This is a genomic window from Sphingobium sp. CFD-2 (genome assembly GCF_024611135.1).
GTDB classification, from domain to species: Bacteria; Pseudomonadota; Alphaproteobacteria; order Sphingomonadales; family Sphingomonadaceae; genus Sphingobium; species Sphingobium fuliginis.
On sequence record NZ_CP084408.1, the window covers coordinates 1 to 14,819 of the forward strand.

The 14,819-nt window shown below is 62.6% G+C and carries 14 protein-coding genes and 3 pseudogenes; 9 read left to right on the forward strand and 8 right to left on the reverse strand.

The features are described from left to right. Positions 1 to 75 precede the first annotated feature (75 nt). The 4 genes from LDB29_RS27125 (at position 76) to LDB29_RS27140 (ending at position 4,037) form a co-directional block, all read left to right on the forward strand. On the forward strand, positions 76 to 1,164 hold the full coding sequence (locus tag LDB29_RS27125; protein WP_041865596.1) for a replication initiation protein: 1,089 nt from the start codon (positions 76 to 78) through the stop codon (positions 1,162 to 1,164). 194 nt (positions 1,165 to 1,358) lie between these two features. After that, positions 1,359 to 2,561 carry an AAA family ATPase gene (locus tag LDB29_RS27130; RefSeq protein ID WP_015449219.1) on the forward strand — a complete coding sequence of 401 codons (1,203 nt, stop codon included), beginning with the start codon at positions 1,359 to 1,361 and terminating at the stop codon, positions 2,559 to 2,561. A 47-nt stretch (positions 2,562 to 2,608) separates the two neighbouring features. Continuing rightward, on the forward strand, positions 2,609 to 3,622 hold the full coding sequence (locus tag LDB29_RS27135; RefSeq protein WP_028056255.1) for a ParB/RepB/Spo0J family partition protein: 1,014 nt from the start codon (positions 2,609 to 2,611) through the stop codon (positions 3,620 to 3,622). 64 nt (positions 3,623 to 3,686) lie between these two features. Continuing rightward, positions 3,687 to 4,037, forward strand: a complete 351-nt coding sequence (locus LDB29_RS27140) for a hypothetical protein (protein WP_017183653.1) — start codon at positions 3,687 to 3,689, stop codon at positions 4,035 to 4,037. A 44-nt stretch (positions 4,038 to 4,081) separates the two neighbouring features. Here the strand turns inward: LDB29_RS27140 and LDB29_RS27145 are convergent, their stop codons facing one another. From LDB29_RS27145 to LDB29_RS27155, 3 genes are all read right to left on the reverse strand, one after another. Then, positions 4,082 to 4,765, reverse strand: a complete 684-nt coding sequence (locus LDB29_RS27145; protein WP_015449222.1) for an RES family NAD+ phosphorylase — start codon at positions 4,763 to 4,765, stop codon at positions 4,082 to 4,084. Beyond that, positions 4,765 to 5,163: an antitoxin Xre-like helix-turn-helix domain-containing protein gene (locus LDB29_RS27150; RefSeq protein ID WP_015449223.1), complete on the reverse strand. Its 399-nt coding sequence runs from the start codon at positions 5,161 to 5,163 to the stop codon at positions 4,765 to 4,767. Before LDB29_RS27150 ends, LDB29_RS27145 begins: the two co-directional genes overlap by 1 nt. 96 nt (positions 5,164 to 5,259) lie before the next feature. Next, entirely contained in the window at positions 5,260 to 6,426 is a 1,167-nt protein-coding gene (locus LDB29_RS27155) for a hypothetical protein (protein WP_015449224.1), read from the reverse strand. Positions 6,427 to 6,647: 221 nt separating this feature from the next. Here LDB29_RS27155 and LDB29_RS27160 point away from each other — a divergent pair, with 221 nt between their 5' ends. After that, entirely contained in the window at positions 6,648 to 7,808 is a 1,161-nt protein-coding gene (locus tag LDB29_RS27160) for a tyrosine-type recombinase/integrase (protein WP_257558777.1), read from the forward strand. A gap of 17 nt (positions 7,809 to 7,825) precedes the next feature. Here the strand turns inward: LDB29_RS27160 and LDB29_RS27165 are convergent. After that, a pseudogene (locus tag LDB29_RS27165) lies at positions 7,826 to 7,906 on the reverse strand (transposase); the annotation flags it as partial. A 17-nt stretch (positions 7,907 to 7,923) separates the two neighbouring features. Then, positions 7,924 to 8,349, reverse strand: a pseudogene (locus tag LDB29_RS27170) (IS5 family transposase); the annotation flags it as partial. 75 nt (positions 8,350 to 8,424) lie between these two features. On the opposite strand from LDB29_RS27170, the gene LDB29_RS27175 reads away from it, so the two are divergent. Continuing rightward, the gene (locus tag LDB29_RS27175; protein ID WP_025552281.1) at positions 8,425 to 9,450 is read left to right on the forward strand and encodes an IS110 family transposase; all 1,026 of its coding nucleotides are present in this window, start codon (positions 8,425 to 8,427) and stop codon (positions 9,448 to 9,450) included. Between the two features lie 249 nt (positions 9,451 to 9,699). Here LDB29_RS27175 and LDB29_RS27180 read toward each other — a convergent pair. Beyond that, positions 9,700 to 10,005: pseudogene (locus LDB29_RS27180) on the reverse strand (transposase); the annotation flags it as partial. 197 nt (positions 10,006 to 10,202) lie between these two features. Beyond that, positions 10,203 to 10,967 carry an IS6-like element IS6100 family transposase gene (locus LDB29_RS27185; RefSeq protein ID WP_013054031.1) on the reverse strand — a complete coding sequence of 255 codons (765 nt, stop codon included), beginning with the start codon at positions 10,965 to 10,967 and terminating at the stop codon, positions 10,203 to 10,205. A gap of 92 nt (positions 10,968 to 11,059) precedes the next feature. Here LDB29_RS27185 and LDB29_RS27190 point away from each other — a divergent pair, with 92 nt between their 5' ends. The 3 genes from LDB29_RS27190 to LDB29_RS27200 all read left to right on the forward strand — a co-directional run bounded on the left by LDB29_RS27190 (position 11,060) and on the right by LDB29_RS27200 (position 14,098). After that, positions 11,060 to 11,602, forward strand: coding sequence for a thermonuclease family protein (locus tag LDB29_RS27190; protein WP_032073064.1), 543 nt, complete (start codon positions 11,060 to 11,062; stop codon positions 11,600 to 11,602). A 116-nt stretch (positions 11,603 to 11,718) separates the two neighbouring features. Continuing rightward, on the forward strand, positions 11,719 to 12,039 hold the full coding sequence (locus tag LDB29_RS27195; RefSeq protein ID WP_056379711.1) for a hypothetical protein: 321 nt from the start codon (positions 11,719 to 11,721) through the stop codon (positions 12,037 to 12,039). A gap of 283 nt (positions 12,040 to 12,322) precedes the next feature. Continuing rightward, positions 12,323 to 14,098, forward strand: coding sequence for a ParB/RepB/Spo0J family partition protein (locus LDB29_RS27200; RefSeq protein WP_056379709.1), 1,776 nt, complete (start codon positions 12,323 to 12,325; stop codon positions 14,096 to 14,098). A gap of 80 nt (positions 14,099 to 14,178) precedes the next feature. On the opposite strand, the gene LDB29_RS27205 is transcribed toward LDB29_RS27200, so the two are convergent. After that, the gene (locus LDB29_RS27205; RefSeq protein WP_139181870.1) at positions 14,179 to 14,568 is read right to left on the reverse strand and encodes a hypothetical protein; all 390 of its coding nucleotides are present in this window, start codon (positions 14,566 to 14,568) and stop codon (positions 14,179 to 14,181) included. Between the last annotated feature and the right edge of the window lie 251 nt (positions 14,569 to 14,819).

The following is a 14,819-nucleotide window of genomic DNA, read 5'->3' on the forward strand; positions in this document are numbered from 1 at the left end:
ATGGATGACGAACAAGCCCTAGACCACGCTGTAACGCCCTCCCCCGCCGGTGATGATGCTTCTCCGGGGCGGGCGATGCGGGTGGCTGCCGCCCTGCAGGCCAAGGGCGGCGACGAGTTCGCCAAGCCCGGCAGCATCGTCGAGGTCAAGTTCGTCAAAGGCCAGTCGCTGAGCCTGACCGCTTCGCGTTTGCTTGCGCTGATGATTTTGACTGCGGGCGGTGATGCCTGGGAGGACCGCCCGCACAAGATGCGAAAGGCGGATATTCGCCGCGGCCACAAGGGCAATGAGCGCATCTCGGATATGCTCGAGGAACTGCATCGCACGCTTTTCGCGGTCGATGATAAGTCCTGGCGCGGCAAGAAGGCGACGCTGCGCTTTTCTCTGATCTCATCATCGCGCGAAGAAGTTGAGGACGAGGAGGGCGCGGAGGCAGGGTGGATCGAGTGGGAGTTCACGCCCGAGGCTCGGAAACTGATTCAGGAATCGGAGACCTATGCGGTCCTGAACCGGCAGGCGGTGCTCGGCTTTCGGTCGACCTACGCGCTAAAGCTATACGAGATCGGGGCATTGCGGCTGCATCGACGCCAGTCGCTATGGAAGGGCGACATGACGGCACTGCGTGCGCTGCTCGGCATCGCGCCAGACGTTTACAAGGACTTTGCGCAGCTGCGCCGCAAGGTTCTCGAAAAGGCGAAGGCCGAAATCGACCAGCTCGCTCATTTCCGTGTGGAGTGGCGGGAAATCCGTCAGGGTCGAACCGTCACCGAGATCGAATTTCGTTTTGAGCCAAAGGATGCGCCTGAGCAGATAGCAACCGTGGATGAAATTGCTCGGCACTCTGCGGGGAGGAAGGCGAGGCGCGAAGACGAGGTCGAGACTGTGGCCGTCGAGGCCGTCACGCAGGCGGCGGTGGCGGCCTTGGTATCAAAGGATAAGACTGGGGCAGGGGAGGTCACCTTCCCGAACGGCACGATCCGATTTGGGTCGGACACGCTCGCGGCCATTGGCCGTTCGGCCGGCGGTGGTTGGGACATCGATCTGATTGCCGACGCCTATCGCGCGCAGATGGGTGAGAGGCTAGCGAAGCTGAAGGGCGCCAAACTGATCGCGTCTTGGACCGGCTTTTGCGAGAGCTTCCTGGCGCGGCGCGGGCGCCCTTGAGCCGAAATTGCACCGGTGCAATTTCAGGGTGGCTAGCCCCCAAGAGGTCAGGTTGTAGGCGTGCACGAAAGGCTGGCGGCGCAATTCGAGGCAATTGGGCCGACCGGGCCTACTCACTTGCGAAAATAAGCCTTTCATTGACATAAAAGTGCAAATTGAGCTATGCCCCCTACAGTTTCGCAAGGGGGCCTCTCTTGGCTGCATCACTCGATATTGAGGGCACGCAGGATCTGCTGTCCGTCTCAACGCTTGCACAACGGACCAGCTCTGTTCTCGAGCGGCTCCGCGACTCTGCGCGTAGCGCCCGGGCGGACGAACGGCGCGAGCCCACCTTCCCGATCGGTAAAGCGGCCGAACTGGTCGGCCGGACCGCGGCGGCCATTCGCGAGGCCGAGAAGGACGGCCGCTTGCCGCCGCCTCCGCGAACCGAAAATAATCGGCGCGTCGGTTATACCCTGGCGCAGCTCAACGACATGCGGGGATTGTTCGGCACCCGGCCCTGGCGGGCTGCCACCGACCCCTGCTGCGTCATCGCGGTGCAGAACTTCAAGGGCGGGGTCGGGAAATCGACCCTGTCGGTGCATCTGGCCCAATATCTCGCGATCAAGGGCTACCGGGTGGCCCTCATTGATTGCGACAGCCAGGCGTCGGCAACGACCCTGTTCGGCTATGTTCCCGACCTCGACCTAACCGAGGAGGACACGCTCTATCCGTTCTTGCGGCATGACGACATGGAGGCGCTCGATTACGCCCTGCGCAAGACTCACTTCGACGGCCTCGAGCTTGTCCCGGCCAATCTCCGGTTGTTCCAGTCGGAATATGAAATCGCGGCGCGTATGGCGCGCGGGCAGGGGAACCTGATCGATCGCATGGCACAAGGCATTGCGAGCATAGCCGATCGGTTTGATGTCGTTGTTCTCGACCCGCCGCCGGCGCTCGGTGCGATCTCGCTTTCGGTGCTGCGTGCGGCCAATGCGCTGGTCGTGCCGGTGCCGCCGACGGTAATGGACTTCTCGTCGACTGCAGCCTTCCTCGCCATGCTCGACGAGACCATCGAGACTCTGGCTGATCGCGGCTTGGCCCCGTCGCTGCAGTTTCTGCGCTTCGTGGCCTCCAAGGTCGACGAGAACAAGTCGATGCAGAAGGAATTGCTGAACCTGATGCGGACCCTTTTCGGCCACGCGATCGTGCGCACACCGCTCAAGGATTCGGCGGAAATCGACAATGCGACGGCGCGGCTGATGACGGTCTATGAGCTTGACGGACCTGTCACCAGTTCGGCGGTGCGCAACCGCTGCCTCGCCTATCTCGACGGCGTGAACAGTGAAATCGAGGTCGACATCCGGTCGATGTGGCCCAGCCATCTGGCGCGCTTGCGCAAGGAGGGCCTCGCCTGATGCGAGCAAAATTGCACCGGTGCAATTCCGGGTAGAAGGGGTGGATGATGAGCAAGAAAAACGCCAACTTCGCGGCTGATCTGGTCGCCGGAATCGACCCGGGGGCGCAAGCTCCAGCGGCCCGGCGCCCCGGCATCGGTGCGAGCGTCCTGGCGGGTCGAGAAAGCCGGCTTGCCGAATTGGCGACGGGCAGTGTCGTCTCACGCACCCATGAACTCGTTGATCCTGCACGCTGCCGGATGTGGGTCGGCCATAACCGCGAATATGCGCTGCTTAACGAGGAGCGGTGCGCCGATCTCATCGAGAGCATCAAGGCGCAGGGCAAACAGGAAATGCCCGCCATCGTCCGCCGTGTGAAGGACGACCCTGCCTTCGATTTCGAGGTGATTTGCGGCGCGCGCCGGCATTGGACGATCAGTTGGCTGCGCGCCCACAACTATCCGGATTTCCGCTTTCTCGTCGATATCCGCAGCCTTACCGACGAAGAGGCTTTCCGGCTTGCGGACCTGGAAAACCGGGCGCGCGACGACCTTACCGATCTGGAGCGCGCGCGCGATTATTTGCGCGCGCTCGACGCCTATTATGAAGGGCGCCAGAAGGTCATGGCCGAGCGGATCAACGTCACGGAAAGCTGGCTCAGCCGCTATCTCGACCTTGCCCGACTGCCGGCAGAACTGATGGCGGCCTTTGCCATCCCACAGGATCTCAGGATCAAGCATGTCACCGCGATCAAGCCTCTCTTGAAACCGGAGGACCGGCGGCAGCGTGTGTTCGCCGAGGCGGGGCGTCTCGCTCAGGTGCAGTCCGACCGCGCAGCACCGATGCCGGTTCCCGATATCATACGCGCTCTCGCTCTGGCCGCCGATCCCCCCAAGAGGTCAGGATCCCCCAAGAAGTCAGGAAAGCCAGAAACGATCGTGTCCGAAGGGGGGAAACCATTGCTGAAAGTGGAGGCGGTGGATCGTAAGGGTCTCAAGCTCACCCTGCTTCCGCATGCCGGTGGTACGCGGGCTGAAGCGGAGGCCGCGTTGAAAGCCCTGCTCGATCAGCATTGGAGCTAGGACAATCTTCAGCGGTTCTGAGATGTGAGAGTTTTGTCTTCACATGTTGAATATGGACTGCCCAATGACTGCAGCCTTCCAGGATGACATTCGCGAGAATGAGATCATCGCGCCCCGTCGTCTGGCGGAGCGCCTGCGCTTCTCCATGGCGCATTTGGCTCGCGTTGCTCGCCTGGATCGTAAGGCCATGACTCTGTATCCCTCCGCCCCGACCGTGCAGATTAAACTGGAGGAAATAGCCCGAGTTATAACGCGAGCGGCAGAGCTCGCAGGCGAAGAAGGCAAGGCGGTTATCTGGTTCAAGCATCAACCCCTTTCTGGAGTTGGGAAAACGGCTGCGGAATTGGTTGCGAATGGCGATATCGATATCGTCATGGAAGATCTCGATCGTATGGCTGCCGGGGTCTATTCCTGACAGGCGTCACTCGATGCCGAAAGGCTAGCTTGTCCGCAGGACCTTTAGGTGAATGTCTTCTTCTCGTAGACGGTGACAATCGCCCGGCCATCCCAAACGTAGCACAGGTGCCGCTCCTGTCGGCAGTTTGCGAGTAGGCGAGGGCGGAACACCGCGGCGCACTCGCCGTCGGTGTCGCGCACGCTTTGGTATACGATGCCATCCGAACCTTGCTCACGCAGGTGTCGGCCAAGCGCCTGGCCGGCGGCATAACTGTCCGGGGCGTAGAGGGCAGGGCGTTCATCGCGCAGGCCGCGAATATCGTGGAGCATGGCGTCCAAGTCGACCGCGTAGACGCGCATGTCGAGTTCCTGCGCCGGTTCGTGGGTGTACGCCATGAAGCGGGTTCGGTGATGGCTCGTCTCGGCAACCGCAGTCTCGATGGTGTTGGAAGCATAGAACAACCCGAAACTGCCGTCACAGAATCGGCTGCCATCTGGATTGAGGTGGGTGAACGCTGCCATGATTGCCGATGTCCCGGGTCCCGATACGCGGTCCTCCGATGGGACGAGCGCAAGGTCCCCGACCTCGTCGCGAAGCCGGTCGTTGGTCATCGCCTCGATCGCATAGACCGCTTCTAAATCGGCCGGATCCGCGACGTCTTCAAACAGCGATATGGGCGGGAACCGGCTTGCGACGATCCGATAGCACGGTTGCCACCGCACTTGCGTCGTCGCAATAGCATCCATCAGCCGCGCTGCGCGTCGATATATTGGCGCACCACGTAGAGATCGGCGACATTGCCCGAGGCCATCCGCTCGATCGCCGGGCGTCCGGCGAACAGCGGCGCCTCATTGGGTTTGCGTACCCATTCGTTGGCGGTACGGGGCAGGAGCATCTTCAGCCCCTTGTAGATCCCCATGACATAGGAGATGCGCTCCAGCGCATCCTTGGGAATCGCCGCGACGGCGCCGCGCTTCCAGGTCTGGAAGGTCGAGCGGCTGTCGAGCCCGAGAAGCTTCATCTGCTCGGCTTCCTTAAGGCCCCAGGCGTCGGCAATGCGGAAAAAGGTGCGCAGCGCCGGACCGCTCAGGTCCTTGCGGCTAGGCGCTTTGGCGGGGACGCCGGAATGGGCAGCTGTGGCCATTGGCCATCTCCTTCTTTCTCTGTCTATGTATGATATCTGTACATAACGTCAAGAGGAGATCAGTTTTCATACACGCCTAATGCGCGCGAGGCCGCGTCAGGGATGGCCAGAACTGCCGGCGAGCAGCCGGTCGATCTCGCCCATCGCCGCGTCGAACTCGGTGAGCGCCGGATGGGGGAGCGCGAGAGCGTGGTCCAGGGGTGCCGACAACCGATCCCTTCGCGGCGCTTCGGCGACCAGCAGAACCTTGCCCTTGATGCTCGCGCGCCGCGCGAGGCCCGCTGTGACTAGCGCGTCGCCGATCGCATAGGTGCCGCGCCGGCTGATCCCGAACGCCGAGGTCATCTGATCGAGCCCGAGCGGCGCAAAACCAGCGAGCAGGATCCACACCTGCGGTGCCCGCGCGCTCGAGCGCAGGTGCCCCAGCTGCTCGCGCATCAGCGCCGCGCGCCGTCGCGCTTTCGCGACCAGCTCTGCAAGCCGGGTAGCGCTGGCGTGGAGAGTTCGCGCTGAGACAATGGCGCGTTCGCCAGGCCAGAGCTGCGGCTGAAGCGTTTCGGCGGTCACCGCGCCGGGGCAGGGGAGGGCAAGCTGCCACGCGCCGCACGCGGCCAGCAGCCGCCCCAGCGAGGCATCGACCGCCCAGAGCGGTGTGCGCGGGGCGGCCTGCTCGATCGCCACCGCGCGGTTCCCAAGCGAACGGATTTGCACCGCGCGCTCCAGCGGCGCGAACAGCGGATCGGCGTGCAGCAGCGCGTGAAGGCGCGCCAGACCCGCGAAGGGCAGGGGAATCTCGTCATCCGCGCCGGCCTGTTTCACCAGCGTGATCGCTCTGCCGATCGCCTCCTCCGCCAGCGCATCTTCGGCTTGCATCGGGCGGTCGGCCCCGAAGCGAGCGGCCAGAGCGATGGTCTGCGCGGCGTCGGCAAGCGGTTCCCACGGATGATGGCTGAGTTCGCCCAGCAGGGCGCGGACCACGGCATAGGCGGAGCAGGCGGTGAGGGGCGTCTCTTGGGGGCCGCGATCGAGCCCGGCGAACCAGGCGTTGAACCGGTGTTCGGCGTCAGCAAATCCCGCCTGCGCCAAGGCCGAGAGGAGCACCTCGCGCAGCAGCCCTACGCAGAACAGCCGCTTTTCGGTATCGGTGAGGCCGGTGAGGAGCCCGTCGAGGCGGCCGAGCGCGAGCGCGCATTCCGCCTGCGCCTGGCCAAGCGCCTCGGGCGGAGCGTCGGTGTCGGCGGCAAGGGGATGGAAGCGCTCCATGCCGAATGTGTAGTGAATGCCAAAACACTGCACAACTGCTCGGAGGGTCCGTAAATGAACATGTGATAATTGCAGTTATCATATAAGCGGATTTGACGCCTCATTGTATGGTGGAGTACAGCGGCGGCATGGAAGCCAGTGCATCAGCCGGGCAAAAAAGCCTTGAAAACGGCGATTTCAACGCCGCTGCCGCGGTGACGGCGACCTTGCCACCGGCGACCATGCCCGAGCTTGCCTGGACAGCAACACAGATGCGGACGGAGACCCACATCGTCGTCAATGCGGAACTGATCGCCGCTTACCAGGCCGCCAGCTCGCCGCATTCGATCCGCGCGCTGAAATCCGATCTTGAGGCCTTCGACCTGTGGTGCCGACGCACGAAGCGGATCGCGTTACCAGCAACGCCGGAGATCGTCGCCGGCTACCTCGATGCACGATCAGAGCAGGGGGCCAAGCCTGCTTCTCTCGGCCGCTACAAGGCATCGATCGCTAAGATCCACCAGCTGCTCGACCTGAAGGACCCCACGCAGGCCGAGCTGGTCAAGCTGCGGCTGCGCGCGATCCGCCGGGAGAAGGGCAGCACGCAAGCCCAGGCGCGGCCGCTGCGGTTCAAGGGGCCGGTGAAGGACGTCGAGCACGATAAACCCCGTGGGATCAACGTCAAGGCACTCCTGGAGGCTTGCTCGGATGACTTGCCGGGGTTGCGGGACCGAGCGCTGTTGTCGGTCGCCTATGACAGCGGGCTGCGGGCCTCGGAGCTGGTGGCGATTGAGGTCGGGCAAATTCAGGGTGCGCTTGATCCTGAAGCGCGCTTGCTGGCGATTCCGCGAAGCAAAAGCGACCAGAAAGGTGAGGGAGCTACGGCCTTTCTGTCGCCGCGGTCGGTTCGGGCGGTCGCAGCCTGGATGGAGGCCGCCGGCATAGAGGAAGGAGTGTTGTTTCGCCGGGTGCAGGTGCGCCGCTACAAGGCGCGGGCCGCGGTCAAGGGGCGGCGGATCGAGACGATTTCTGGCCGCGAAAGCTGGGATCTGCGCAAGACGTTGCCGAAGTCGGCGGTGCCGGCGCGCACCGAATATGATGTGGGAGAGGGGGCGTTGCACCCGGGTTCGATCGGGCCGATCTGGCGGGCAATGATCCGGCGCGCCTTCGACAAGGGCGCGCTGAGCGACCTCACCGCCGATGATCTGGCGCAGTTGCTCAAGGGCGTGAGCGCGCATTCGACGCGGGTGGGGCTCAACCAGGATCTCTTCGTGGTTGGGGAGGATCTGGCGGGGATCATGGATGCGCTCCGCTGGAAAAGTCCGCGGATGCCGTTGAGCTACAATCGCAATCTCGCCGCTGAGGCGGGGGCAGTGGGTCGCCTGTCAAGTAAGTTGGAGTGATCCGCATGGAGATCGCAGGCGCCGGTCCGCAGCTTTGGGATCTTCAGATTGAGCCTGCCGAGCCGGGTGTCGAGGCTGCGGTCGCGATAGCCATTGCGCTAAGGTTTGTGGGAATTCATCGGGAATTGATGATGGCTGCGGCGAGGTAGATCATGGCCTCGAAGCTGCGGTCTGTTTTGCAGGCGCGCATGGCGAAGCGTTTGAATTCCTTGAGCTTGCAGAAGAAGTTCTCGATGAGGTGGCGCCATTTGTACATTTCTGCGTCGAGCGGAATGGGTTTGGCGCGTCGCGGGTGCTGTGAGATGACGACTTTTGCGCCCCGCTTGTTGAGATCGGCGACGATAACGTTGCTGGCGAAAGCCTTGTCAGCCAGCAGTGCGCCGAACTCGACACCTTTGATGAGTGGAGCAACGCCAACCGTGTCGAAGCGATGGCCGGGCATCAGGCGGAAGCGGACAAGATTGCCCAGCGCATCGGTAAGGGCCAGGATCTTGGTCGTCATGCCCCCTTTGGAACGACCAATGGCCTGGCTCTGAGTCCCCCGTTATGGATGGCCCGCCCCTTACCGAAGCTAGGTGCAGTACGCTGCGATCTGGCTGACTTGGAGGGACGGATGATGCGTATTGCGATGCTCGGTGTGGATTTGGGGAAGAACAGCTGCAGCCTGGTCGGGCTGGATGAGGCTGGCAAGGTAGTGCTTCGCCGCCGGATGCGGCGCGAGACGGTGATCGCGTTCGCCGGCAAGTTGCCGACCTGCGTGGTCGCCATGGAGGCCTGTTGTGGGGCGCATCATATGGGGCGCATCCTGGCAGGCCAGGGACACGAGGTCCGACTGATGTCGCCGGAATATGTCCGGCCCTACGTGAAGGCGCAGAAGAACGACGACCGCGATGCAGAGGCGATTGCGGAGGCGGCAACACGGCCGACGATGCGGTTTGTAACGCTCAAGAGTGAGGAGCAACTCGACATGCAGACGTTGCACCGCGTGCGTGACCGGCTCGTCGCCGAACGCACCTCGCTGATGAACCAGATCCGAAGCCTGTTGCTCGAGCGCGGTCATGTTGTCCCCCAGGGACGCGCTCGACTGGCGGCAGCGCTGGTCGACCTGCTGGACGGCCTGGAGCCGAGGCTGAGCACGCGCATGGCGATGCTGGTCGGCGATATGCGTGACCGTTGGCGATCGCTGGATGAGAGGATCGCCACCTTCGACCGCGAGTTTGCCCAAGCCGCGGAACAGGACGGGCAGGCGCGCCGACTGCTGACCATTCCCGGGATCGGCGCACTCAACGCAACCGCGCTGGTGGCCGCGGTCGGCGATGCCGGCACATTCGCGCGTGGTCGTGATCTCGCCGCCTGGCTCGGCCTCGTGCCACGCCAGGCGACGACGGGCGGCAAGCCCAAGCTTCTCGGCATCACCAAGCGCGGCAGCCGCTACCTGCGTAAGCTCCTGATCCAGGGCGCCAGATCAGCCATGCCGACGCTGCGCAAGACTGATACCCGGCTCGGCGCCTGGTTGCGCGGCCTGCTCGCCCGCGCGCATCCCAATACCGCTGTGGTCGCGCTTGCCGCCAAACTCGCTCGGATCGTTTGGGCTCTGCTGCGCCACGAGCGTACCTACCACATGCCGGCACTGTCGGCCTAAGAAGATCGATCGGCGATAAATGCTGGTCCCAGATGTCTGCGGGGGGCGAGCGATAGATGGCCTGACAGTCAACCGGTGTCCCGGAACCCTATGGCGCAAAATGGCACTCGATGCCGGCTCCTTTATGAGGACCAGGACGCGCGGATCTCCATCTTGGCCGAGGGTCGGTGCCCAAAGGCCGGATACGTTTTCGCAGACTGATCAGACCATCGATCGTAACCCTCTTGCCGACGGGGCGGGCCATACGTTTGCGCCCTGGCCGTGCCGGTGAACCTTGACGATGGTAGCGTCAATCATTGCGTATTCCATGTCCGGTTCGTCCGACAGGGCATCGAAAATCCGCTTGAAAACATCGGTTTCTCGCCAATCACGAAACCGCCGGAACGCCGTGCTCCAGTTGCCGAACATCGCCGGCAGGTCGCGCCATGGACTGGCCGTTCGGACAATCCACAGCACCGCCTCCATGAATAGCCGGTTGTTCCTGCCACTGCGTCCGGGATCGCTGATCTTCCCTAGGCAGTGTGGTTTTATCTGCGCCCATTGCGCTTCCGTCAGGACAAAGCGTTCCGTCCGGAGTGTGAATCACAACTCCAGCAAAATGGGAATCCTAAATCCCCACAAACCTTAGGTCGGCAGGTCCCCGGAACGCTCATGCCGGCCAGCGCAGACGATGCCGTCGACATCGGCCTCTATGATGAGGCTCTGTTGCAAAGATTGGCGGCAGTCACAGGTAGGCTGTCGCTCTGCGCCGATCAGGCGGCTGCTGCGAAATGGTGGTTGAGCATGTCCATGGCCTCCGTCAGTGCCGAGGGCCCAATGCCGAAAGCTCTCTCCACAAGGCGCACCTCTCCCCTGATGCCGGGCTGCAGGCACCAGGGACGAGCCTGTCCTTTGCGCAGGGCTCGCATGACTTCGAATCCCTTGATCGTGGCATAGGCCGTGGGGATCGATTTGAAACCGCGCACCGGCTTGATCAGCATCTTGAGCTTTCCGTGATCGGCCTCGATCACGTTATTGAGATACTTCACCTGCCGGTGGGCCGTCTCCTGGTCCAGCTTTCCTTCGCGCTTCAATTCGGTGATCGCTGCACCATAGCTCGGCGCTTTGTCAGTATTGAGCGTGGCCGGCTTTTCCCAGTGCTTCAGGCCTCGCAGGGCCTTGCCCAGGAACCGCTTCGCTGCCTTGGCGCTGCGGGTCGGCGACAGGTAGAAATCGATCGTGTCGCCCCGCTTGTCGACTGCCCGGTACAGGTAGGTCCACTTGCCCCGCACCTTGACGTAGGTTTCATCCAGGCGCCAGCTCGGATCAAAGCCACGCCGCCAGAACCAGCGCAGCCGCTTCTCCATCTCCGGGGCGTAGCGCTGGACCCAGCGATAGATCGTCGTATGGTCGACCGAAATGCCGCGTTCCGCCAGCATTTCCTCAAGGTCGCGATAGCTGATCGGATAGCGACAATACCAGCGCACCGCCCACAGGATCACATCACCCTGGAAATGGCGCCACTTGAAATCCGTCATCGCTCCATCCGTTCAATCTCCGCCAAGCATGCTCAAGCTTCACGATTTTTGCAACAGAGCCCAAAAAATGGCCGCGAAATCAGCAAATCGCGTTGCCCATTCTCTCTGTTTTCGCTTTCGGCGCGCTGTTCAATCAGATGCAGGCGAGGAATAGCGAGCCGGTTTCGATCCACGTCGAGAACCCGCGCATTATCGACGGCGATACGCTCGAAACGCTCGACAAAAAGCGGGTGCGATTGTCGGGAATTGATGCGCCGGATGAGGACGGCAAGGGTAATGTGCCCAAGATCGCAGCGCAGCTCTATTTGGAAGAGCTGGTGAAGCAAAATGGCGGCATGGACTGCACGAGCGATTTTCAGGACGAAAAGCTGACGATCGAGCCGATATGCAACACGCGGCGGACAAGCTGGGGCCGGTCTAACCTGTCGTGCCGGTTTCGGTCGAATGGGGCATCTGTTTCGGCAACGATGGTGCGCCATGGATATGCCGTTGATTACAGGCAACATTCAGGGCTGGCGTATGCTCGTTTCATGAAAGACGCGGCCGATGAGCGACGAGGCCTTTGGGGTGTCGATTACGAGGCAATGAGGAATCTGGCGATCGAGAGGGGCCAGCTGCCGAACAAGTGCAAATGACCGGAGCCGGGAACCTGCCCTACTCCACCACACGGCTGCGCCGCGCGGCTCCACGGAGCCAGCAAAGCCGTCTCCGCCCATTCGGGTGACGGTCAGGGCTAGAAGGGAAGTTCAGCATGAATGACGCGACGCGAACGACGACGCAGGCCGCGCCCAGGCACAGCGTTTCGCCGCGCGTCGAGGCTTTCGCGGCATGGCTGATCGCCGCGCTCATTCTCGCAGGCGGCGGGATCGTCGCACGCCTGATCCTCGATTATCCGCAATTCCTGCCGAACAGCTATTTCGGCTTCCTGATTTACCGCGCTGGACCCACAATTGCCCTGCTATGGGCCTGTGTCGGCGCTGCGATCACGATCAATGCCGCGACGATACGCCTCATGCTCATGTCCGCCTTGTGTGCTTCTATCGTTGCGGTTCTCGCGCTCGCCATTCTCTAGCCGCTAAAAATGAGCGGCCCAGGGCCGCGCCTTGCCGGTGGTGGCAGCTGCCACCGGGGGGAACGCCAAGGGCACCCGCCCTTTCGTTCCCGAAGCATAATCGACAGGACCGGGTTGCCCGACAAGTTCGGCCAGTTCCGGCGCGCTCGCGCGCGCCGGGGCCTCCCTAGTCGTGCCGCCCGCACCACTCCCATCGATTTTGCTTCCCCCTCCCCATCCCGCGCTTCGCCAGCGGGTCAGAGCCGCAGGCCGCAGGCAGCGGCTTCGCCTAAAGGAGTGAGAAATGACCATCCAGACCATCCAACTGAACAAGCTGGCGCTTTCCGACCTCAACGTGCGGAAGGTGAAGCCCAAGGAAATCGAAGCCCTCGCGGCCGACATTCAGGCGCGGGGCGTGCTGCAAAACCTGATCGGCTATGACGAAGACGGCAAAATCAGGATTTGCGCCGGAGGGCGGCGCTACCGGGCCTTGAAGCTGTTGCAGAAGGCAAAGGCCATCCCCGGCACTTTCGAGGTTCCCGTTGAAATCCGCAGCAAGGACGAGGCGCTGGAAATCTCGCTTGCCGAGAACGCGCAGCGCGAGGACATGCACCCCGCCGATGCCATCGCAGCCTATCGGGCGATCATCGACAGCGGCAAGGACGTTGACGATGTTGCAGCATCGTTCGGCGTCTCCCCCGCCTATGTCCGCCGCGTGTTGAAGCTGGCGGCGCTGCACCCGACCATTCTCAAAGCCTTCCAGAAAGACGAAATCGGCATGGGCGCGGCGCAGGCTTTCGCGCTGACCGACGATCAGGACCGCCAGCTTGAGGTTTTCAAGCGCACCGGCGACAACGCCCATCAAATCCGGGCCATGCTCACCCAGGAGAAGGTTGCCGATACCGACAAGCATTTCCGCATTGTGGGCGAGGAAGCCTATTGCGCCGCAGGCGGCACCTTCACCACCGATCTTTTCGGAGAACGTCGCTATTGTGATGATGCGGGCCTTGTCATGGACCTTGTGCAAGATCGGCTCGACGCCATCGCCAAGGCGGCGCGCGAAGATGGCTGGCGCGATGCAGAAGGGCAGCTCTACCGGCCCGATTCCTACTGGATGCGCGGCCATCTGGAACCCGCAGGCGAGCGCGACCCGACCGAGGAAGAAACCGCGCAGCTGGTCGAGATCGAGGCGGCAATCGCCAAGCGGGAAAGCGAGGTGGACGAGGACGAGCACGACTATGACGACGAGTTGCGCGCCCTGACCCGCAAGCAGGACGCCATCGTATCGGCTTGCCGCGTTTTCACTGCCGAGCAGAAGGCCGAGCACTCCCTTATCGTCTTTATCGGCCATGACGGTATCGAACAGGTCGCGTTCACCCGCAGCGCCAAGGGGACCGCCGCCGATGGCCCCAAGCCTCCCCGGCCCGACTACTCGCAGAAAGTCATGGATCAGCTGGGCGGCATCCGCACGATGGCGGTTCGAGAAGCCCTTGCCAGCGACCCGGAACTGGCGCTGGACGTGCTCTTGACGGGCCTCTTGGGACAGGTTCGCGGCAACGCCTATTCGTGGCAACAAGCCGCCGAAATCACCGCCGAGAAGAACCGCTTCCATGTTGACGATGCGGTCATGGGCCATTCCACGATTGCCGACATTGACGAGATCGCGAGGGCCGATCTTGACCGCTTGGCCGAAGCACCCACGCTGGACGACATGCGCCAGATGGACAGCGAAGCGAAATTGCGGCTGCTGGCCTACTGCGTGGCCTCGCAGATCACGAGCCTTTCGTTCCACAGCGACCGCGACCGCCAGCTGGCGCAGATCGTCGGGGTCGCGCAGATCGACATGGCCGACAAGTGGGAACCTAATCAGGTATTCTATGACCAGCTTAGCAAGGCCACGCTCTTGAAGCTGCTGGCCGAAGGTTGCGGCAACGACGCTGTAGAGAATTGCCAGACCATGAAGCGCTCTGACCTTGCTGTGACGGTCAACGAGCGTCTTGCGGGGCGGCGCATTCTGCCCCCCGCCCTTCGACCCTCTGCCTTGCCCGATGCCGCCGATAGCGAAAGCCAAGCGGCATGACGGCACGGGGAGCGCGCTTCACTCCCGCGCTCCCCGCAAACTTCGGGGCGGTGGCAGCTGCCACCGCCCCGCCTTTGCGATCAGCGAATGCGCCTGTTGAGGAAGAAAATTCCGATGGGTGCGACGAACAGCGCAAAGCACCACAGCATCATGTTGATGAACAGCTTGAGCACGATCAGGATCAGCGCTGGCATGACGAATATCGTGTTGCCGCGCATCGTATCCATTGCCGTGTCCCAAACCATCTTGGCAAATGGGAATAGCGCCGTGCAGATCAGAAAATAGATAATCAGGAACGGGGTTTTCGGGCCTAGCGCCATCATGAAGGCGAAGAACAGAGCGCCAAAAATATAGGCCCGGATGAGGTAGCGTGGCTCTACAGCCCCAAATATTCTGCGAACGAACTCCATTTCTGATTCACCTGCTGTTTCATCTGGCAACTGGTTTAGATTCCACACAAAATCATGCAACCCGCCGCCATAATGAGCGGCCAGGGCCGCGCGCTTAGTAGTCTGTCAGCTGCCACATAGGATCGAGCGGCCCAGGGCCGCGCCTTGCCGGTGGTGGCAGCTGCCACCGGGGGGAACGCCAAGGGCACCCGCCCTTTCGTTCCCGAAGCATAATCGACAGGACCGGGTTGCCCGACAAGTTCGGCCAGTTCCGGCGCGCTCGCGCGCGCCGGGGCCTCCCTAGTCGTGCCGCCCGCACCACTCCCATCGAT